The 21475-nt window shown below is 59.0% G+C and carries 19 protein-coding genes; 7 read left to right on the top strand and 12 right to left on the bottom strand.

The annotated features are described in order from the left end of the window. Positions 1–53: 53 nt before the first annotated feature. From AC13QE_RS09330 to AC13QE_RS09315, 4 genes are all read right to left on the bottom strand, one after another. Entirely contained in the window at positions 54–1412 is a 1359-nt protein-coding gene (locus tag AC13QE_RS09330) for an esterase-like activity of phytase family protein (protein ID WP_488483437.1), read from the bottom strand. A gap of 163 nt (positions 1413–1575) precedes the next feature. Next, positions 1576–2628, bottom strand: a complete 1053-nt coding sequence (locus tag AC13QE_RS09325) for an adenylate/guanylate cyclase domain-containing protein (protein WP_488483436.1) — start codon at positions 2626–2628, stop codon at positions 1576–1578. 191 nt (positions 2629–2819) lie between these two features. Further along, the gene (gene rnd, locus AC13QE_RS09320; RefSeq protein ID WP_488483435.1) at positions 2820–3965 is read right to left on the bottom strand and encodes a ribonuclease D; all 1146 of its coding nucleotides are present in this window, start codon (positions 3963–3965) and stop codon (positions 2820–2822) included. 170 nt (positions 3966–4135) lie between these two features. Further along, positions 4136–5527 carry a multicopper oxidase family protein gene (locus tag AC13QE_RS09315; protein ID WP_488483434.1) on the bottom strand — a complete coding sequence of 464 codons (1392 nt, stop codon included), beginning with the start codon at positions 5525–5527 and terminating at the stop codon, positions 4136–4138. A 183-nt stretch (positions 5528–5710) separates the two neighbouring features. Here AC13QE_RS09315 and AC13QE_RS09310 point away from each other — a divergent pair, with 183 nt between their 5' ends. Together AC13QE_RS09310 and aspS are read left to right on the top strand one after the other, a co-directional pair. After that, positions 5711–6067, top strand: coding sequence for an endonuclease domain-containing protein (locus AC13QE_RS09310; RefSeq protein ID WP_488483729.1), 357 nt, complete (start codon positions 5711–5713; stop codon positions 6065–6067). Positions 6068–6474: 407 nt separating this feature from the next. Then, positions 6475–8265 carry an aspartate--tRNA ligase gene (gene aspS, locus AC13QE_RS09305; RefSeq protein WP_488483433.1) on the top strand — a complete coding sequence of 597 codons (1791 nt, stop codon included), beginning with the start codon at positions 6475–6477 and terminating at the stop codon, positions 8263–8265. 76 nt (positions 8266–8341) lie between these two features. Here the strand turns inward: aspS and AC13QE_RS09300 are convergent, their stop codons facing one another. After that, the gene (locus AC13QE_RS09300) at positions 8342–9511 is read right to left on the bottom strand and encodes a serine hydrolase domain-containing protein (RefSeq protein WP_488483432.1); all 1170 of its coding nucleotides are present in this window, start codon (positions 9509–9511) and stop codon (positions 8342–8344) included. 66 nt (positions 9512–9577) lie between these two features. On the opposite strand from AC13QE_RS09300, the gene AC13QE_RS09295 reads away from it, so the two are divergent. Next, complete coding sequence (locus AC13QE_RS09295) at positions 9578–10240, top strand: TetR/AcrR family transcriptional regulator (RefSeq protein WP_488483431.1); 663 nt, start codon at positions 9578–9580, stop codon at positions 10238–10240. Positions 10241–10300: 60 nt separating this feature from the next. Here AC13QE_RS09295 and AC13QE_RS09290 read toward each other — a convergent pair whose 3' ends face one another. After that, positions 10301–11488 carry a YdgA family protein gene (locus AC13QE_RS09290; RefSeq protein ID WP_488483430.1) on the bottom strand — a complete coding sequence of 396 codons (1188 nt, stop codon included), beginning with the start codon at positions 11486–11488 and terminating at the stop codon, positions 10301–10303. Positions 11489–11719: 231 nt separating this feature from the next. Between AC13QE_RS09290 and parC the strand changes: the two genes are divergently transcribed. Further along, entirely contained in the window at positions 11720–13978 is a 2259-nt protein-coding gene (parC, locus tag AC13QE_RS09285) for a DNA topoisomerase IV subunit A (protein WP_132716288.1), read from the top strand. 183 nt (positions 13979–14161) lie between these two features. On the opposite strand, the gene AC13QE_RS09280 is transcribed toward parC, so the two are convergent. From AC13QE_RS09280 to hemB, 6 genes are all read right to left on the bottom strand, one after another. Continuing rightward, positions 14162–14551: a type II toxin-antitoxin system death-on-curing family toxin gene (locus tag AC13QE_RS09280; protein WP_132716289.1), complete on the bottom strand. Its 390-nt coding sequence runs from the start codon at positions 14549–14551 to the stop codon at positions 14162–14164. Next, positions 14551–14772, bottom strand: coding sequence for an AbrB/MazE/SpoVT family DNA-binding domain-containing protein (locus tag AC13QE_RS09275; protein ID WP_488483429.1), 222 nt, complete (start codon positions 14770–14772; stop codon positions 14551–14553). Before AC13QE_RS09275 ends, AC13QE_RS09280 begins: the two co-directional genes overlap by 1 nt. Before the next feature lie 50 nt (positions 14773–14822). Beyond that, a complete protein-coding gene (locus AC13QE_RS09270) occupies positions 14823–15719 on the bottom strand; it encodes a DMT family transporter (protein ID WP_488483428.1) in 897 nt (298 codons plus the stop codon). After that, on the bottom strand, positions 15720–16499 hold the full coding sequence (locus tag AC13QE_RS09265; RefSeq protein ID WP_112337870.1) for an arginyltransferase: 780 nt from the start codon (positions 16497–16499) through the stop codon (positions 15720–15722). A 182-nt stretch (positions 16500–16681) separates the two neighbouring features. Then, on the bottom strand, positions 16682–17140 hold the full coding sequence (locus tag AC13QE_RS09260) for an RDD family protein (RefSeq protein ID WP_075852219.1): 459 nt from the start codon (positions 17138–17140) through the stop codon (positions 16682–16684). 179 nt (positions 17141–17319) lie between these two features. Beyond that, entirely contained in the window at positions 17320–18333 is a 1014-nt protein-coding gene (gene hemB / locus AC13QE_RS09255; protein ID WP_488483427.1) for a porphobilinogen synthase, read from the bottom strand. A gap of 143 nt (positions 18334–18476) precedes the next feature. On the opposite strand from hemB, the gene AC13QE_RS09250 reads away from it, so the two are divergent. From AC13QE_RS09250 to AC13QE_RS09240, 3 genes are all read left to right on the top strand, one after another. Then, positions 18477–18917 carry a DUF6163 family protein gene (locus AC13QE_RS09250; protein ID WP_488483426.1) on the top strand — a complete coding sequence of 147 codons (441 nt, stop codon included), beginning with the start codon at positions 18477–18479 and terminating at the stop codon, positions 18915–18917. A gap of 133 nt (positions 18918–19050) precedes the next feature. Further along, on the top strand, positions 19051–19566 hold the full coding sequence (ldtR, locus tag AC13QE_RS09245; protein ID WP_041677845.1) for a transcriptional regulator LdtR: 516 nt from the start codon (positions 19051–19053) through the stop codon (positions 19564–19566). Between the two features lie 511 nt (positions 19567–20077). After that, entirely contained in the window at positions 20078–21391 is a 1314-nt protein-coding gene (locus AC13QE_RS09240; RefSeq protein ID WP_488483425.1) for a L,D-transpeptidase family protein, read from the top strand. Positions 21392–21475 lie beyond the last annotated feature (84 nt).

Raw genomic sequence — 21475 nt, 5'->3', positions numbered from 1 at the left:
GCATGGGATTGAAGCCTCTCCCTGCACGGCAGGGAGAGGCGGTTTCATCGTGCTTACTTCGCGTTCAGGAAATCGCCGACTTCGAGAAGGCTGAATTCATTGTCGTCAGCCTTGTTGACCGCGCGGCCTGCGGAGAAGGGCAAGTTATTGTCGTTGCCGATGATGATGTGCGTGGCATCAATGCGGTCGACATTCTCGATGGTGACGAAGGGCATGTCGTAGAAGCCTTCGCCGCCGCCCTGGCGACGCTTGTGGTCCGGATCTTCGATGCGTAGCAGGTCGATATAGCCGATCTTGCGAACGGACTTGCCGACATTGGCGTCGCTGAACTCAATCTTGTAGACACGCTTCAGCTCTGCCGGGGCCTCGAAGCAATCTGGCTTCGGCTGCTTGGGATCGGCGCAAACCTTGTCCTTCGTGCCGGCGCCATTGTCGCGTTCGATGACGAGGGCAGTCTTTTCATCGAGCATGTTGAAATCGCCGATCGACACACCCTTGTCCGCGAAGGGATAAAGCCAGCTGCGGCCGGTCCAACTCTTCGAGGCAACGTCGAATTCGATGACGCGGATGGCCGTCTTGCCATCGACGCTCTCCATCTGGCCATCATCCTTGTAGATCGGGCCCTCCAGCAGGCCGTAGAGCTTGGAGCCGTCCTTCGACATGGCGAGGCCCTCGAAGCCGCCCGAGCGCTTCAGGTTGAAGGCCGGCATCTTCTGTGTGGGGTTGCCCGGCAACTGGATCAGCGGATTGTCGGGCGACATGACCGGCTTGCCGTCGAGCGTCGTTGCGAAGACGTCGGTCAGTTGGCCGTCCGTGTCGAATTTCAGCAGGTAAGGACCGAACTCGTCGCCGATCCAGAAGCCGTCGGCGACCGGCTGGATCGATTCGATGTCGAAGTCGGCGCCCGTTAGATAACGCTTTTCGGCGCCTTCCATGACGATCGGGAAGGGGGCTTTCTTGTTCGGGTCGGACAGGAACAGGTTCTTGACGACCTCGACCTTGCCGCTATCCCAGTCGAATTTCAGCTGATGTAGGAAGAGCATCGCGTCGGAGGAGTTCTGCTTGGAGCCGAAGCCGTTGTCGGAGAGCGTCCAGAACGTGCCGTCGGGCATGGTCTTGATGCCGGAGAAGCCCTGGATCGGCTGGCCCGCGAAGGGCAGCTTCAGGTCGGTGACGCGGGCGCCATCCTTGCCCGGCACGGTGCCGAGAGCGTCGGTGCGCTTGCGATCCGGCGTGGTGAACTTGCCTGAAGTCTTCAGGAAATCTGGTGCATCGGCAGGAGCGGCAGTGATGGTGTTGGCCGGCAGGATCGCCTGGCCGACGAGCTTTGCCTTGAACTGCTGCTCGTCTGCCTGAGCCGAGCCGGCAAGCAGAATGAAGAGTGCCGTGGAAGCGGAAAGGATTCGGGTCATCATGTCACCTTGTGGCGGAGAGTGGCGAAAACAACTCCGCATAACAGGCGACCTGTGTCCGCGAATTAACGCTCAGGTGAAGATTTGGTGACTGTGGACAACCCATAGGCTGTGAAGCTCAGGCGTGCATCAGTGCTGAATTGCAGCCAACACTTCGTATTGTTTACGATCTACCGCGAACGGTCTTCAACGCTTGCCGGTCTTGTGTATGAAGGGCGATCACGCCGAGGTGCTGATCGCGGCCACGAACGGCATGTTCGCCGAGTTCTTCCTTTAGGACCCCTTCGGGAAGCTCCATCCGTCTAGCAAGGTCGCTGGAAATCAGCACCTGGCGCTCCAGCGTTTTGCAGAGCGACTCCAGCCTTGCCGTCGTATTCACCGTGTCTCCGAAATAGGCGATCTTGTGATGGTCGACCCCGATTTCGGCCGTCACGACGCTGCCGCCATGCAGAGCGGCCCTAAGACGAGGCACCCTGCCGTAGGATTTCAGCCAAGTCTCGGCGTTCTTTTCGATATCGTCGAGGATATTGAAGACGCAGCGCACGCAATTGGCATTCTTGACGCCCCGTTGGAGCGGCCAGGTGATGATGGCGGCATCACCGATATAGTCGTCGATCGCGCCCTTGTGCCGCCGCACCGGCTCGGCCATGGCACTGAATACGGCGCCAAGGAATTCCTGCGTTCTCAAGTCGCCATATTCCTCGGCAAAGGCAGTGGAGCCGACGAGATCGACGAAAAGAAAGACGCGCTCCTCCTGCACGGGATTGCGGTAACGGCCGGTCAACAGGCTGGAGAAGACGTCGCGACCGAGCAATTCCCGCACGCGGCCGATGAAAATGACGATGGCGGTTACGACGACTGCATAGATGTAGACGTCTATCTTCAGTACTGTCAGGTCTTCCCATGATGCTTTGACCAGGCCCAGCAATTTCATGGAGCTGCCTGCGATGGCATAGCCGACGCTCATCAGCAGGAAATCGACGACGAGAGCCGAAAGGATGAAGGCCGGCGTTGGCAGTCTGTGCATCCAGTCGCTCAGCCGCGGCAGGATCATGCGGCGCTCGAAGGCGAGCAGCGGCATGCCGCAGAACAGGGCGAAGATTCCGCCGATATATATCGGAGATTCAGGAAAGAATAGTTTGCCGTAAATGACGCCCGTCGAAGCGACGAACAGCGATATCAGGATCCAGTTGCGCATCGAATGGAAAATACCCATTCACTTTTCCGCCGAGAAACGACGCCTGTCCTCGACGCGGAATTGCGCCGGCAAACTGGAACGTCATCGAATAGAACGATTACATCAGACGTTCATTCCATGAGATTTGCGGCACAATCGTGATTGCAGCCGCCATACCGCTTCGCGAATCATACGCAATTACAAGGGATCCGGGAAGGAGAATGTCTTGGCTAGAGGGCGACGGTCTCGATGCGCTTGCCGACGAAGCGCAAAGCCACTTGCCCCTGGATCAGCTGCAGGGCCGTCTCGCCGAAGAGATCGCGCCGCCAGCCGGTCAGAGCCGCGACATCGGCCTTCTCTCCTTCGGCGGCGATCTTGTCGAGATCCTCGCTGTTGGCGATGACTTTCGGCGCGACGCCATGCTTTTCGGCAATCAGCTTCAAAAGGACTTTCAACAGTTCGGAAGCCGCTGCGGTACCTTCGGGAGCCTGCTGGTGGCGCGGCGGATGCGGCATTTCGGCCTTTGGCAGCGCCAATGCAGCATTGATCGCTTCGAGCACCGCCGCACCGGCAGCCGAGCGCTCCCAACCCTTCGGGATGGTGCGCAGCCGCGCAAGCGCCTCGGTGTCCTTCGGTTGCTGCTGGGCGATCTCATAGATCGCATCGTCTTTCAGTACGCGTGCCCGGGGGACATTGCGTGCGCGGGCCTCGCGCTCGCGCCAGGCGGCCACAAATTTAAGGACGGCCAGTTCCTGCGGTTTGCGCAGCCGCATCTTCAGCCGCTGCCAGGCATCGTCGGGGTGCAGGTCGTAGGTCTCGCGCGCCTCCAGGATCGCCATCTCCTCCTGCAGCCAGGAGGCGCGTCCTTCGCGCTGCAACTGCTCCTTGAGCGAAAGATAGACGTCGCGCAGATGCGTCACGTCGGCAAGCGCATAGTCGAGCTGCTTTTCCGAGAGCGGCCGCCGGCTCCAGTCGGTGAAGCGCGAGGACTTGTCGATATGGACGTTCTTGATGCGGCTGACGAGCTGGTCGTAGGAAACCGAATCGCCGAAGCCGCAAACCATTGCCGCAACTTGCGTATCGAAGATCGGATGCGGAATGAGGTTACCGCGATGAAAAATGATTTCGATATCCTGGCGGGCAGCATGAAACACCTTCAAAACCGATGAGTTGGCCATCAGTTCGAAGAAGGGCGCGAGATCCAGCCCCTTGGCCAGCGGGTCCACCAGCACTTCGGTGGTGGGGCTTGCCATCTGTATCAAACACAGCTCCGGCCAGAAGGTCGTTTCTCGCAGGAATTCCGTATCGATGGTAATGAATTCCGACTTGGCCAGCTCTTGGCAGGCCGCCTCCAATTGGGCGGTAGTTTCGATCATATCAACACATTCAATGGTAAAATACTTCCTTAACTTCCTTCTCCTTTCAGCCGGATATGTCAATACTTTCGCGGACAAAGCCCTTGCCGCATTTCGCTTTTCGCTGAAATTGCCGGGGACTGTGACAGCTTCGACCGAAACTGCCTGCAATCGAGGTGGCTTGCGACCGCCTACGCCACACGGATGTAACTCGTCATGCCCGTCTTCTGGTGTTCGATGATATGGCAATGCAGGAGCCAATCGCCGGGATTGTCGGCAACGAAGGCAAGCTGCACTTTCTCGTCCGGCTGGATCAGATAGGTATCGGAGACAAAGGGCTGCACCTGCCGAGTCGAAGAGGAGAGGACCGTAAAGCTCATCCCGTGCAGGTGGATCGGGTGGCTATGCGGCGTGACGTTTTCCATGTCGATGACATAGCTCTTGCCGAGTTTGAGCTCGGCAAGCGGCGCGGTCGGATCAGGCGTATCGCCCGGCCAAGGCACCTTGTTGATCGCCCAGAAGCTGTAGCCGAGCGAGCCGCATATGCTGTTGTCGGCGGTGTTCTCCGCCGTCGAGCTCAGGATCAGTGGAATATGGGTGGCGGAACCAAGGTCTGCCTTCTGCACGGGATTTGCCTCAATCGGGGCCAGATCGCGTACGTCTCGCTTCAATGATGCGCCCACGGCGCGCAGCGTCGCCAGCACCTTCGGATTGGTGCCCTTGATGTCCTCGAGCTTGACGACCGCGCCTTCGCTGTCGGGCATGCGCACGGCAAGCTCCAGCCGCTGTCCTGGTCCGAGCTGTAGGAGATCGAGCGGAAAGCGCTGCGGTACGGGATTGCCGTCGATCGCGATCACTGTCGCCTCGGCGCCGTCCATGCGGAAGGAATAGATGCGCGTGACATCGGTAATGGCAATGCGCAGCCGCACCAGCCCGCCGGAAGGCGCGTCATATTGCGGCTCCTGTTGCCAGTTGGCGGTCCGGACGGTGCCGTAGGTGCCGGATTTCGCGGCATCCCGCGGCCTGAATTGCGCGATGAACTGTCCGTCTCCCCCCAGTCGCCAGTCCCGCAGATTGACCACGACTTCCGAATCGAACACCGGATCCTTGGGATTTTCCACCACGATGACGCCGGTCATGCCGTGGCCCATCTGCTCCAGCGTGTTGCAATGCGGATGATACCAGAAAGTACCGGCATCCGGCGGCGTAAAGGCATAGTCGAAATGATCGCCGGTATAGACATAGGGCTGGGTGAGGAACGGCACGCCGTCCATGGCGTTCGGAAGTCGGATGCCGTGCCAGTGGATAGTCGTCGGATCGTCTATGCCGTTGATCAGTCTCGCCGCGAAGGGCTCGCCCTTCTTCATGCGCACGACCGGCGGCATGCCGGCATCGCCATAGGTCAGGACATTCTTGGTCTTGCCGCCGTCGGTAAGGTTGGCCTCGATCTTGGCCGTCTTCAGCGTGAGTGGCTCGGCCGCGGCCGCCTTGTCGGCGAACTTCCCGGCAATGCCAAGGCCTACCCCATAGGCGCCGGCAACGGCTGAAGCTTTGAGCAGATTGCGGCGGGTAAGGATCGGCATGTTATGCTCCGGGGGCGACGATATAGCGATGCCTGTTTAAAGTTGACTGAAGCGTTCAGCAATAGCATCGAAGTAGCCAAACCGCCGCAACGGCTACTTGCGGATGCTGTTGCGTTTATCGTCATGCTGGATCTCGATAGAGCTGTATGCTTTCTTGGACGCAATCGCCAAACGGGAGAGCCCATGCGCCGCGACGTACCGGCTCGATTGCGCCAATTCGCCAAAGCAATGCGTAATGATGCCACGAAGGCTGAAAACATGCTTTGGCAGGCTTTGCGTCGAAGCCAGCTTGGAGGCTTCAAATTCAAGCGGCAGGTTCCGGTCGATGGTTACATTCTCGATTTCGTTTGTTTTGAAGCGAGGCTGATCATTGAAGTCGATGGCTCGCAGCACGCCGAAAGTACCAAGGACATGTCGAGAGATGGGCACTTTTCCAATCAAGGCTTTCGCACCATACGAGTGTGGAACCACGAAGTGACGGCAAATATTGAGGGAGTCTGCCTGACGATTCTGGCAGAGCTGAAAAATAGCGGAGAATAACCGGGAGGGTGAAGTTGGCGCAGTTCTATCTCGCCCCTGGCGGGCGAGAAAGCAATTTCACTGGTTTAGGAATTGCGCACTGGGAGCTGCGTCGTATTCCAAAGCGTGGCGCAATTTCTAAGCCATTGAAATTGCAAGAGCGGGGGTCTGTTTCTTGCTCGTGCAATTCAAGGATTGGGCGCGTCCCTGCCTACCCCCTCTCTTGCAAAAACGAAGACTTAGAAGAGGGGCGAGCCCTCATCTAAGCCTAAGTTTTTGCTTTCTCGCCCGCCGGGGGCGAGATAGAAGCAGCGTTCGAGCCTTGACAAATCGGGCGCGCCATGCGCTTTTCCGCCCGATTTTCTCGTCGGCGGGCGAGGGGTTCGCGTGTCCTTTCGCCGCTGCCCGCCAAGTCCAGGATATATACTATGCATCTCTATCGCAGCCACACATGCGCCGCCCTGCGCAAGTCCGACGTCGGTTCGACTGTCCGTATCTCCGGCTGGGTCCATCGCGTCCGAGATCATGGCGGCGTGCTGTTCATCGACCTGCGCGATCACTACGGCATCACCCAGGTCGTTGCCGACCCTGATTCTCCAGCCTTCAAGCTCGCGGAAACCGTTCGCGGCGAATGGGTCATCCGCATCGACGGCCTGGTGAAGGCGCGTACGGAAGACACCGTCAACAAGAACATGCCGACCGGCGAGATCGAGCTTTACGCTCAGGAGATCGAAGTGCTCTCCGCTGCCAAGGAGCTGCCGCTGCCCGTCTTCGGCGAGCCGGACTATCCGGAAGACGTGCGCCTGAAGTATCGCTTCCTCGACCTGCGCCGCGAAACGCTGCATAAGAACATCGTCAAGCGCACGCAGATCATCTCGTCCATGCGTCGCCACATGGGCGAAGTGGGCTTCACCGAATACACGACCCCGATCCTGACGGCCTCTTCGCCGGAAGGCGCGCGCGACTTCCTCGTGCCGAGCCGTATTCACCCCGGCACCTTCTACGCGCTGCCGCAGGCGCCGCAGCAGTATAAGCAGCTGCTGATGGTCGCCGGCTTCGACCGCTACTTCCAGATCGCCCCGTGCTTCCGCGATGAAGATCCGCGCGCCGATCGTCTGCCGGGCGAATTCTACCAGCTCGACCTCGAGATGAGCTTCGTCACCCAGGAAGACGTTTGGAACACGATGGGGCCGCTGATAAGCCAGGTGTTCGAGGAGTTTGCCGAGGGCAAGCCGGTCACCAAGGAATGGCCGCGCATCCCCTATGACGTCGCCATCCGCAAGTATGGCTCCGACAAGCCGGACCTGCGCAACCCGATCGTCATGGAGGCCGTTACCGAGCATTTCGCCGGTTCCGGCTTCAAAGTCTTCGCAAACATGATCGCCTCCAACCCAAAGGTCGAAGTCTGGGCCATCCCGGCCAAGACCGGCGGTTCGCGCGCATTCTGCGATCGAATGAACGCCTGGGCACAGAGCCAGGGCCAGCCGGGCCTCGGCTACATCTTCTGGCGCAAGGAAGGCGAGAAGCTCGAAGGCGCAGGTCCGCTTGCCAAGAACATCGGCGAAGAGCGCACGGATGCGATCCGCACCCAGCTCGGTCTCGATGACGGCGACGCCTGCTTCTTCGTCGCCGGCGATCCCGCCAAGTTCTACAAGTTTGCCGGCGAGGCTCGCACCCGGGCTGGCGAGGAGCTGAACCTGGTCGATCGCGACCGTTTCGAGCTGTGCTGGATCGTCGACTTCCCGTTCTTCGAATGGAGCGAGGAAGAAAAGAAGGTCGATTTCGCACACAACCCGTTCTCGATGCCGCAGGGCGGCCTCGAGGCGTTGCAGAACCAGGATCCGCTGACAATCAAGGCGTTCCAGTACGACGCCGTCTGCAACGGCTTCGAAATCGCCTCGGGCTCGATCCGTAACCAGTCGCCGGAGACCATGGTTGCCGCCTTCGAAAAGGTGGGCCTCAGTCAGACCGACGTCGAAGAGCGCTTCGGCGGTCTTTACCGCGCCTTCCAGTATGGTGCGCCTCCGCACGGCGGTGCTGCTTTCGGTATCGACCGTATCGTCATGCTTTTGGTCGGCGCCAAGAACCTGCGCGAGATATCGCTGTTCCCGATGAACCAGCAGGCGCAGGATCTGCTGATGGGTGCTCCCTCGGCCGCAACGCCGACGCAGCTGCGCGAACTGGCGATCCGCCCGGTACCGCCGGTTAAGAAGGACTGAGGCTTTTACGGGCTTAATGAAATACAAAACCCGGCGACCGAAATCGCCGGGTTTTTGTTTAGGACGCTAATCTCAGCTAGATTGCGGCGTAGACCGCTTTTGCCAGATCCGTGGTGAACTGACCCCACATGCCCTCAAGAGTCGTATTGGTCAGCGCAACCACCGTCAGACCCTTTTCGGCGTCAACGAACCAGCTGTGCCCGTAGACGCCTCCCCATTTGATCGTGCCAGCCGAGAAGGGGACCTGCGCGACCACGGGATCGAGGACAACGGACCAGCCGTAGCCGAACCCGAAACCGGCCTGCTGCGCCTGCATATGCCCGCCCGCCTGATCGGCCGTCATGGTTTTCACCGTGTCGGCCGATAGCAGCGGTACACCGCCCTTCCGTATTGTGTCCAGAATGGCAAGGATGTCGCTTGCCGTTCCGGCCATGCCGGCGCCGCCGGAGTCATAGGAAGAGGGGGCGAATATCCTGTCGGGTGCAAAGCGGATCGTACCGTCGAAGATTGGAACGAGCGCCTCGTCGCCCATCCGCTGTGGCTCCGGTGAGCCATTTACATAGGCGGCTGCCAGGCGGCTGCGGTCGCGTACGGAGAAGGCAGTGTCGGAAAGGCCGAGCGGCTTCATGACAAGCTCCGCAACCGCATCACCGAGAGAACCGCCGGTTTCCTTCTCGACGATGCCGCCAAGGACATCCATCGCCAGGGAATACTGCCAGTTTTCGCCGGGCGGGAAGAGAAGGGGCGCGCTGGAGAGGCGCTGGAGGTTGTCAGCCAATGATCGGCCTGGAGTGTCCAGGCCGTCGGATACGCCTGCGCGATGATAAGGGCCGTCCGGAGCTTCGGCGAATGAGTAGCCCAATCCAGAAGTATGGGAGAGCAGATGCCGGATGCGGATAACGGCTTCACCACCATCCGGCAGACGCGGCCGGAAATCCGGCAGCCACTTGGTGATTGGATCGTCGAGCCCGATGCGGCCCTGTTCGACGAGCCGCATCGCGGCAATGGTGACGATCGGCTTGGTGACGGAGGCGAGGCGGAAGATGGCATCTTCCCGCATTGCTACCTTGTTTTCGCGATCCGCCAGACCGGCGGCGCGGGCGTAGACCAATTCTCCATCCTGAGCGATCAGAACGACGGTTCCGACCAGCCTTTTGTCCGCGAGGGCGGAATCGATTGCAGCATCGACGCCTTCAGCAAGGCTGCCGTCTCTTGTATGTGCGGAATTTTCCAGGGGAAGACTCATGGAGCAAAACCTTCTATAATCACAATGACCATTCCTGAATAAACCAGATCGGGAAATAATTCTAGAGTGACCATTGTGAAAAATATTGAAGAGAAGAAAAATTCTTTGCCGCGCAAGCGTGGGCGCCCGCCGGCCTTCGATCGCGAGACGGTTCTGGCTGCCGCCCGGGACACCTTCTGGAAGCATGGCTATGACGGTTCCTCCATCGCCGATCTGACGGCGGCGATGGGCATCACGCCGCAAAGCCTCTATGCGGCCTTCGGTTCGAAGGCCGAGCTCTATCGCGAGACGCTTGATCAATATCGGCGCATGCCTCGTCCGGAACCCGGCAATCCCTTTCAGGACAAGCTGGATACCGTGACGGCCTTTGAGCGCTTTCTGACGAACTCCGCCAGGATCTTCACGGCTCCGGAGCATCCAAAGGGCTGCATGATATCCACAGCGGTGCTGAATTGTGCGGAGGAGAACGAGCCGATCGCCCATCATGTCGCGTCAATGCGTCTACAGACGCTCGATGTCTTCACCGCCCGCATCGAGCGCGGGATTGCAGAAGGTGACATCCGGCCTGAGGCCGACCCTCGGTCGCTGGCACGCTTTCTGGGAGCAATCGTGCAGGGCATGTCCGTTCAGGCGCGCGATGGGGCGACGACGGAGGAGCTGCTTGCCCTCCTGTCTCACGCGCTTAGCGAGCTCAAGACGTATCAGCGACCGAAAGTCTCGGAGCGTTGAGGCAAAGAAAAACCCGGCGACCGAGATCGCCGGGTTTTGAATGGTTCGACGAGCGGCCGCTCAGTCGTTCGAGGAAACCTTAAGGCCGATAACCTGCGGGATCGTCGTCGGTGCGCCCATGGCGGCGCCGATGATCATCGGGACCGGCACCGGCTTGCCGGGGGCAGCGGTGACCGTCAGGCTCTTCGGGTTGTCAAGGTAAGTGCTGACCGCTGCCGAGACGGCATTTTGCAGCTCCGGAATGTTGAGCTGCGCCATCATGATCGGCGTCATTGCCTTCAGTGTGTCGGCGAGCTGCTTGCCCGTGACACCCTGCTGTTTGCCAGCGAAGTCAAGCGCGCGTGCCGTAATCGACGCATCGTCGAAACGGATCTGGGCGCTGTTGAAGGTGAGCTGCTGCAGCAGGCCAAGCATGGCGAGGCCGGCGGACTGCTGTGCTTCCTGCTGGTTCGGATTGGAGCGAACCGTCTTCAGCGCATCCTGCAGCGACTTGGCGAAGGCGGGCGTGTAGCCGGAAATGCTGAAGGCGAGGTTCAGCTTGCCGATGTCCCTGAAGTCGAAGGAATATTCGCTAATGTTGATAGTGCCGGGTCCCATGTCCCAGCTGCCCTTCATGGAGACAGTGCCGTCGATCTGCTGCAGCTTCAGCGCTTCGATGGCTTCCTTGGTCTTTGCATCGTCGACTTTGCTGAGATCGGCCTTGATGCCATTGATCTTGGCGTCGAAATCGAGGCCCGACTTGTCGTCGCGCTTCTTCGTGTTGGCGTCTGCGCCCTCGATCGAGAACACCTCGACATCGTCCTTGGTCACGGACACGGCACCTGCATGGGCGCTCTTGTAGTAGAACAGCGAGCTTAGGTCACCCTTGCTCGCGTCGGCCGGGATCTCGACACCGGTCAACTTGAGGTCGGTGGCGGAAACAGAGGCGCCGTCTTTGTTGAAGTCGACATCGGCAAAATCGATTTCCTCGATCGTGTAGCCACCGTTGTTTTCCTCGACGCCATCAAGGGTGATGTCGCCGAGCGGAATGCTGTCTTCCATACCGGCTGCCTTGAAGCTCGCACCCTTCAGCGTCACCGTGCTGCCGTCGACATCGATGCCGGTAGCTGCAATCGAACCGCCCTGCTGGCCGTAGAGGTCGTTGATCTTTTTCAGCAGATCGTTGCCGTCGAGCGCGAAGGCGGAGCTGGCGAAAGACAGGATGGCGGCGCTGCAAAGCATTAGCCGCGTGGTCCGGTAGAAAGTCATTGTGGCGTTTCCTCTTTAAGCCGGTGGTATAGGCATGGGCATACAGATTGAGCGTGTGCTGGGCTGACTTATATTGATCTTTCTCTGAAAATCCAATGACAATGAATGTTGAAGGCAGGTGCAGCAAAAATGTATCGGTTGCCATCTCGCAAGAGAGCTGAAACGCCTTCATCCACAGGTGCTTTCCACCGATTTCTTGCCCGGAATCGCCATCTCTTATAGTCAAGAGCCATGGGAAAAAATCTGACTCCGCCGCCCGGTGACGGCGACGACAATATCCTTCCGGTCGATCTGAAGGCCGCGCTCGAAGAGCGCTACCTGGCCTATGCCTTGTCGACGATTACGCAACGCGCGCTTCCGGACGTTCGTGACGGGCTGAAGCCGGTGCATCGCCGTATCGTTTATGCGATGAGCGAGATGGGGCTGCGCCCCAATGCCGCTTTCCGCAAATGCGCTAAGATCGTCGGCGAGGTGATGGGTAACTATCACCCGCATGGCGACCAATCGATCTATGATGCGCTGGCGCGCCTGGCTCAGGATTTCTCGCAGCGCTACACGCTGGTCAACGGCCAGGGCAATTTCGGCAACATCGACGGCGATAGCCCGGCCGCGATGCGTTACACCGAATCCAAGATGACGGCGGTTTCCGAACTGCTGCTCGAGGGTATCGATCAGGACGCGGTCGATTTCCGCGACACCTATGACGAGTCGAATTCTGAACCGATCGTTCTGCCTGGAGCTTTTCCAAATCTGCTCGCCAATGGCTCTTCGGGTATCGCTGTCGGCATGGCGACCTCTATCCCGCCGCACAATGCTCACGAGCTTTGCGACGCCGCGCTGCATCTGATCAAGGATCGTGAGGCCACGGTCGAGAAGCTGGTGGAGCTGTATATTCCAGGTCCCGACTTTCCGACCGGCGGCATCATTATCGATGATCGCCAGAGCATTATAGAAAGTTACAAGACCGGTCGTGGCGGCTTCCGTGTCCGGTCCAAATGGGAGATCGAGGATCTCGGTCGCGGCGGCTATCAGATCGTTGTCACCGAAATTCCGTTCCAGGTGCAGAAGTCGCGGCTGATCGAAAAGATTGCCGAACTGCTGCTGGCGCGCAAGCTGCCGCTGCTCGAGGACATCCGTGACGAATCCGCCGAGGATATCCGCGTCGTTCTCGTGCCGAAAAGCCGCACCGTCGACGCGACGATCCTGATGGAATCGATGTTCAAGTTGACCGAGCTTGAGAGCCGGTTCCCGCTCAATATGAACGTTCTGTCCATGGGCCGTATCCCCAGGGTCATGGCCCTGAACGAGGTGCTGAAGGAATGGCTGGATCATCGCCGCGAAGTCTTGCTGCGCCGCTCCCGCTTCCGCCTGGCGGCCATCGAAAAGCGGCTCGAAATTCTCGGCGGCTTGCTGGTCGCCTATCTCAACATCGATGAGGTCATTGCCATCATCCGCGAGGAGGATGAGCCGAAGCCCGTCATGATGGAGCGGTTCGGCCTCACGGACAATCAGGTCGAGGCGATCCTCAACATGCGGCTGCGCTCCTTGCGCAAGCTGGAAGAGTTCGAGATCCGCAAGGAATTCGATGGCCTGACGAAGGAGAAGGCTGACATCGAGGCACTGCTCGCTTCGGACGAGAAGCAGTGGCAGACGGTTGCCTGGGAAATCGGCGAGGTGAAGAAAAAATTCGCCAAGGCCACCGAGATCGGTCGCCGCCGCACGCAGTTTGCCGAAGCGCCCGAAGCTGACGATGCGGCCATCCAGCAGGCGATGATCGAGAAGGAACCGATCACGGTCGTCGTTTCGGAAAAGGGGTGGATCCGCGCCCTCAAGGGCCACATTTCCGATACGTCCTCGCTGACCTTCAAGGAGGGCGACGGTCTGAAGGTTGCCTTTCCGGCGCAGACGACAGACAAGATCCTCATCATCACGACGGGCGGCAAGGCCTATACGCTCGGCGGCGACAAGCTGCCCGGCGGCCGCGGCCATGGCGAACCGCTGCGCATCATGGTCGACATGGAAAACGATCAGGATGTGCTGACCGCCTTCGTCCACGATCCCCAGCGCAAGCAGATGATCGCATCGACGGCGGGCAACGGCTTCATCGTTGCCGAGGCGGAACTGGTCGCCAATACCCGCAAGGGCAAGCAGATCATGAACGTCTCCTATCCCGACGAGACCAAGCTTCTCGTCCCGATATCAGGCGATCACGTTGCCGTGGTCGGCGAGAACCGCAAGATGCTCATCTTCCCGCTCGCGCAGGTGCCGGAAATGTCACGCGGTAAGGGCGTGCGCCTTCAGAAATACAAGGATGGCGGCATCGCCGATGTCAGGTGCTTCGCGATTGTCGATGGCCTGACATGGGAAGACAGTGCCGGCCGCACCTTCACCAAGACCAAGGACGAGCTGGTGGAATGGCTGGGCGACCGCGCCGGTGCCGGCCGCGCCGTGCCGAAGGGCTTCCCCAGAAGCGGCAGGTTTTCTGGGTGAGGAGCGGTCGGACAAAGCTTGAGCAATCGACCCAGCGGGTCGATTGCAGCGACGAACGCCATGAGTCTTAGCGAAGGCCGGGCTGGTACCGCTTGACTGTCAACAGACGGCAATCGGCAGCCGGGTCGATCGCCGGCAGACATCAGAAACCCAACGCCGAAGCGAATAGGAGGCGGTTAGTTTCTAAGCTGTCTCCGGAATGCAGACATCTCGCAGGAAACGTGTCGCTCCCTCTTCATCGATTTCGCCGGCGGCCACCGCCATGACGAAGCTGTAAAGATTGGCGTCCGTGGTTTGAATACGGTAGCCGTTATCCATAAGGAAGACTGCCGTCGTCACGATGGCGATGCGTTTGTTTCCATCTATGAACGCGTGGTTTTTCGCCAGCCCAAATAGATACGCCGCCGCCAGTTCAATGATATCGTTGCTGCCATATTGGGCTTTGTTAATCGGGCGTGCCAAGGCTGATTCGAGGGAGCCTTCGTCTCTGAGACCATAGGAGCCGCCGAACCTTTTGATCTGCATCTTGTGCAATTGCTCGATGAGCGGCCTAGTCAGGAAGATAAAGGGCATTACTCCGCCAACTTCTTGAGTGCCACTTTATACTGATCCATGAAACGCAGTGCGTGTTCCATCTGACGCGCAAAGTCGGCGTCGGTTGGCTGCATCAGCAATCCACCATCCTTCAGGCTGAGCTCCAATGTATCGCCAGCGCCTAGTCCCAACTGGTCGAGAACTTCCTTCGGAATAATCACGCCTTCGGAATTGCCGATTTTGCGGATGGTGACGTTCATGTCTCAGCTCCAATGTGATAACCTAGTTATAACATTGGCTGACTTTCGTTTCAATGTGCAAGGCTCTGTGCGGTGATTGCTGCTCTGGCTTTCACCCGGGCCTGCCATAGCGAGTGAGCGGCCAGTGCCAGGATCAGTATCGCGCCGCCGGCAAGCGTCATGTTGGTCGGCGCCTCGGAAAAGATCAGCCAGACCCAGATCGGCGCCAGGATCGTTTCCAGCAGATAGAACATCGCCACTTCCGGTGCCGAAAGAAAACGCGTGCCCGTCGCAAGGCACCAGAAGGAAAGTGGCATCAGCACGGCGCCGTCGAAAAGGATCCAGCCCGGATGATCGATGGAAAAGCCCGAGGGCACCATATGATAGAGCCCGACTGCCGCCGGAATGACGGCCGCCAGCAAGGACGCAAAACCCATGTCCCGGCCCGAGGCGCGACTGATCGTGATGGCGCAGGCGATGGAAAGCGATGCGAGCACGGAAAGCGCGTCGCCAAGCAGATGCCCAGCCTCCATGCCGTCACCGACGATCAGACCAACACCGAGGATCATAACAGCCATGGTAATGAAGGTGGAAAGGGCAGGGCGCTCTTTCAGGAAAATCCAGGACAGCAGCGCGGTGAACATCGGGTTGAGCGCGATGATGAAGACCACATTTGCCGCCTTGGTATAATAGACGGCGAGAAGAAAGGTGATGGTGGTCAGCCCATAGAAGAAGCCAACGGGAATTCCGAGCCAGCCCGGTAACACAGTTTGCAACGAACCCGTGACCCGGCGGATGACGAAGAGGGCGGCCAGCGCCACGACGATGGTCGCAAGGCTGCGAGCCGACAGCACCGACCAGACTTCGCCGCTGGAAAGCCGTATCAGCGGGATATCCATCGACAGCGCCAGACCGCCGAGCATCGTCAGCAGCAGGCCCTTCTTATGGTCCGAGAGATGGGAAAACATTCAGCGGAAGGTATCTTTGTCGCCGTCGGCTGCGGGGTCGAAACGTTCCCAGCCGCGCGGCGTCAGATGTTCCTGCGGCTGAAAGCGGGTCTTGTAGTCCATCTTGCGCGAGCCCTTGACCCAATAGCCGAGATAGACGTGCGGCAACCCCAGCGCCTTCGTCCGCTTGATATGATCGAGGATCATGAAGGTGCCGAGTGATCGCTCGTCGAGATCGGGATTGAAGTAGGAATAGACCATGGACAGCCCGTCGCTCATCACATCGGTCAGAGCCGCAGCTAGCAGTTCGCCCTTCGGACGCTGCTCCAGCCCTGAACCTTCCTCGCGACGGCGATATTCGATGATGCGCGTGTTCACATGCGTGTCCTCGACCATGATCGCATAGTCGAGCACGGTCATGTCGGACATGCCGCCTTGCTGATGACGATAGTCGAGATAGCGGCGGAAGAGCGAATATTGCTCGCTGGAGGGCTGCGCCGGAAATTCGGTGGCGATGATATCGCTGTTGGCCGTCAGCACCCGTTTCATCGATCGGGTGGGCTCGAACTCTTGCGCCAGGATGCGGACCGATATACAGGCCCGGCACGATTCGCAGGCGGGACGATAGGCGATGTTCTGAGAACGCCTGAAGCCGCCCTGCGTCAGGATATCGTTCATCTCGGCGGCACGAGGCCCCACAAGGTGCGTGAAGACCTTGCGTTCCATCTCATGCGGCAAGTACGGGCAGGAAGCCGGTGCCGTCAGATAAAACTGCGGAGATGGCGTCGACTGCGTGTTCATCTGCCGTTGATTGACCTTTCTTGCGGCATCCGTTTCCTACAAGCATGGCCCAAGTTTAGAAAACGTCAACTACGTCCTTTGCTAAAGATCGAAGTTTCCTAATTGACCATGCACAGAAATATCTCCCGCGCGCCAGTGGCTCCGCAGGAGATCCGTGCGGTGTCCCAAGATTATGCGTGGTTTTAGGCCGTTCGAGCGATGACGGTGCCGAGCAGCAGGTCATGCACAAGCCGGCTGCGGTCGGTAAAGAGACCCACCAGCAGGATAAGCGGCGTTAGGACGGAGTTCAGGATCCAGAACAGCGCCAGATGGACGATCGCCGTCAGGAAATCCATGCGCCGGCCATCGACACGAACCATGGTGAGGCCCATGGCGCGCATGCCGAGCGAAGCCTGGTAAGGGCCACCGAGCGTCCAGCCGAAATAGAGGCCTGCAACAAGAACGAACAGCACCGGATAAAGGAAGAAACCGAGCCCCAGTGTCAGGATCGAAACGAAAAACAGTAGCACGGCGGCCGGAATGCACAGCAGCGCAACGATGATGTAATCGACGATGAACGCAAAGATGCGCCGGCTCAGCACGCCGCTATAGGCGCGCCAGTCATCCGGTGCTGCATAGAGCGGGCTCGGGTTCAGGCTCATCGTTTTGCTCCTTCGCGCTAGCCCCGTCAATTCTTCAGATCCGCAAGGGGCCAATGCTAGTTAAAGATCCCTCTGCGACTTTTGTACGACCGGTAGAGCACCCAAAAGTCGCAGCGGGAAAACATTCGCCGAAGATATGGTATCGACATCAGCAAATACAATAAGCGGGCGGCGTGACGCTATTTCTTCGCCAGATGTCGCGCCACATCCATCGCAAAATAGGTGAGGATGCCGTCGCAGCCGGCGCGCTTGAAGGCGAGCAGGCTTTCGAGCATTACCTTCTCGCCGTCGATCCAGCCATTGGCGGCGGCAGCCTTGATCATCGCGTATTCGCCGGAGACCTGGTAGGCAAAGGTTGGAAGGCCGAAGGCTTCCTTCAGCCGCCAACAGATGTCGAGATAGGGCAGCCCGGGCTTGACCATCAGCATGTCGGCGCCTTCCTCGACATCGAGCGTGGCGTCGCGCACGGCTTCGGTGCCGTTCGCCGGATCGATGTAATAGGTCTTCTTGTCGCCCTTCAGCAGGCCGCCGGTCGAAATCGCCTCGCGGTAGGGGCCGTAAAAGGCCGAGCTGAATTTCGTCGCGTAGCTCATGATGCCCACGCTCTGGTGTCCGGCAGCATCGAGCGCCTGGCGGATCGCGCCGATGCGACCGTCCATCATTTCCGAAGGCGCGATGATGTCTGCTCCGGCATCCGCCTGGTAGACCGCGGCGCGCGCCACCTGTTCGACCGTTTCATCATTGACGATTTCATTGCCGCGCAGGATGCCGTCATGGCCGTGGCTGGTGAAAGGGTCGAGCGCGACGTCGGTGATGACGCCAATGTTCGGCACGGCCTTCTTGATTGCGGCAGTGGTGAGATTGATGAGATTGTTCTTCTCGAGGCTGTTGGAGCCGGTCTCGTCGCGCAGCTCCATTTCGATGTTCGGGAAAGTGGCAAGCGCGGGAATGCCGAGATCTGCTGCTTCCTTGGCCGCTTCCACCGCCTTGTCCACGGTCATGCGGTTGACGCCGGGCATGGCAGGGATCGGCTCGACGATGCCGGTGCCCGGGATCACGAAGATAGGCCAGATGAGATCGTCGACCGTCAGCCGGTTTTCCTGCACGAGACGGCGCGTCCAATCGGCCTTGCGGTTGCGCCGCATGCGCCGATGACCGGTGATCTCGTCAACGAGATGCGTCTTGTTCTCCATGATGCCGCCATCCTTCTTCGTCTATTTATGCCATTCTATATGGGGCGCGTACCTATCACGCCGTCCCCAGGATTCAAAACCAGGCGAAAGGCCGCAGCCATTATATTCTGGCGAGGCACGTGCCTCCTACGTATTGTTCGCGCATGGAACCTGATTCTTCGACCATACCCAAGAATACGCTGACGGACATCCTGTTCGTGCTGTTCCTGCGGCTGATCGCGATCGCCTGCTTTTGGCTCGGCCTGCAATATTGGGCCATGCTGGTCGGCTACTCGCTGGAAGGTCATGCCCGCTTTGATCTGCTCGCTCTCCCTTGGAAGGTCGCGGGCGCCGGGCTTGCGGTGGTTTTCCCGGTCGCTGCCCTCGGATTGTGGCTTACTGTCTCCTGGGGACCGGTCATGTGGGTGGTGGCGGCAGGGGGGCAGGCACTGATGTATGGTGTATGGCCGGAGATATTCGGATCCAATCCGCTGATCATGATCTTGCACGCCTGCGTCGCCGTGATTTATTGCCTTTTCCGCATCCTGTTATGGCAGGAGAAACGCCGGCGCCGTCAGCAGCAGGTAATGGTTGATTTACCCTGAGGCAGCAACACGTCCTGGTAAGGTGCTGTTAAGCCTGCAGTTTAAGTAGAATTTTATGTGTATTCGATAGGGTCTCACTCAAGGCGGGAAGAAAACGACACCGCCAAACAAAACAGAGTGAGGCCAAGTCATGATGAACACGAAAATCAAGCCGCAGGCAGTTGCAAACGCTCGGGATCAGCAGGTTGATGACATCCGGGCTCTCTACATGGAATCCCTTCACCTGGTCGAGCGTCTGCACCGCCGCCTGCTTGATGTTATCAAAGACGAGTTCGACCGTCAGGGTCGCGACGACGTCAACGCCGTCCAGGCACTTCTCCTTTTCAATATCGGCAACTCCGAGCTGACGGCTGGCGAGCTGCGCTCGCGCGGTTTCTACCTCGGCTCCAACGTTTCCTACAATGTCAAGAAGCTGGTCGACCTCGGCTTCATCAACCATCAGCGCTCGCGCATCGACCGCCGCTCGGTCCGCATCAGCCTGACGGAAACCGGCCAGGATATCGCCGAAACCGTTGCCAAGCTCTATGAGCGCCACATCGGCTCGATCGACAAGGTCGGCGGCATCGGCACCGACGAGTTCACCCAGATGAACAAGCTTCTGCAGCGCCTCGACCGCTTCTGGAACGACAGCATCGCTTACCGCATGTAAGTAGCGGTGGCGGATCGATCATAAGACCTTCCGGTAAAGCAAGCTGGACACGTTCCCTGCGTGTCCGGCTTGAATGCGTTACCGGCCCGGCTGTTGTGCGCTTTTTGTCACGTTTGCGCTTCACCTTTCGTCCCATGTAACGTCCCGGGTGGCTAAGCCATTGACGCCGGTTCAAGACACGCTATGAACCACGCGCAGCTGTGGTATTTTAGCAAATGCAGTTTGGCTTTTCTTTCGTTGTGATGCGGCAATGCAAGTTCTGTGCCGGGAGACACGAATTGGCCATATTGCTATGACAGCGGAAATCGACTGCAGGCAGCGTTCTCGAAATACGATCTTCCGACCTGAAGGTCTTGGCTTCGCGATATTGTGATAGTTCGTGGCCAAGTTTTTGGTGGTGCATTAAGGGAACGGGTCGATACTGAGCCACGTTACTTGGCGCAAGCTGCGCTATTTACTGCTTCCTCTCTAGGCTGCGCATGATTGGATCGCAGCGTTGAACGGTTAGGATATGTCGAAGAAAAACGGAATTGAACCCTTTTCGCGCCGCTCTTTCCTGCGGTCGGCTGCAACTCTTGGCGCTGCCGCACTGGCCGCTCCGGCCCTTGCGCAAAACGCGACTCCGCTTGAGGCGTTGATCAACGATCGCTCCCGTGGCAATTGGGACGACCAGTTCGACGCCAAGGCTGCGGCGCGCACCGCCGCCGCTGTCCAGTCGAACACGCCAATCCTCGGGCCAGATTCCGTACCGAATATTCAGCAAGCGATCGCGCAATATCAGAATATTGCCGCTAACGGCGGATGGCCGCAGGTCAATCCGACAAGCCAGCAACCGCTGCAACTCGGCGCAACCGATCCGGCCGTGCAGTCGCTGCGCCAGCATTTGATGATTACCGGCGACCTTCCGCGTGAGGCTGGTATGTCCTCTGCCTTCGACTCCTATGTCGACGGCGCTGTCAAGCGTTTCCAGGCTCGCCACGGCCTGCCGGCCGATGGCGTCATGGGTGATTTCACGCTGAAGGCGATGAACATCCCTGCAAACGTCCGTCTGCAGCAGCTCAACACCAATCTTGTCCGCCTCCAGACGTTCCCGTCAGACCTCGGCCGTCGTCATGTCATGGTCAATGTCCCGGCGACACGTGTCGAAGCCGTCGAGGACGGTCAGGTGGCGCTGCGCCACCAGGCGATCGTCGGCCGGGAATCACGGCCGACGCATATCATCAATTCAAAGATTTACGAGGTCATCCTCAACCCGTACTGGACGGCACCGCGCTCCATCGTCGTCAAGGACATCGTGCCCTTGATGCGCAAGGACCCGACCTATCTGACGAAGAACAACATCCGTCTTCTCGACGGCAAGGGCCAGGAAGTGGCTCCCGAGACGATCGACTGGAATTCGGACAAGGCGCCGGACCTGATGTTCCGTCAGGACCCGGGCAAGACCAACGCCATGGCGTCCACAAAGATCAACTTCTATAATCCCAATAACGAATATATGCACGACACGCCGGAGCAGGGCCTGTTCAACAAGCTCATGCGTTTCGACAGCTCGGGCTGCGTACGCGTCCAGAACGTGCGCGACCTCGCGACCTGGTTGCTGGCCGAAACGCCGGGCTGGCCGCGTCAGCACATCGAGCAGGTCATCTCCACCCGCGTCAACACGCCGATCAAGCTGGCGACCGAAGTGCCTGTCTATTTCGTTTATATTTCGGCCTGGAGCGCCCGCGACGGCATCGTCCAGTTCCGCGACGACATCTACAATCTAGACGGCAACTCGCAGTTGGCGCTCAATACGACCCAGGGCATGGAGCAACCGGTTCAATAATCGGCGTTGTTCGAACCCCATCTACATGGAAGCCGCATCTCAGGATGCGGCTTTTTCGTTTGCCGAACATCGCTCTGCGTAGAA

It is taken from the genome of Martinezella sp. CNPSo 3957 (assembly GCF_057784395.1).
The sequence above is the reverse complement of the archived record's forward strand: the minus strand, read 5'-3'. Positions and strand labels throughout refer to the sequence as shown.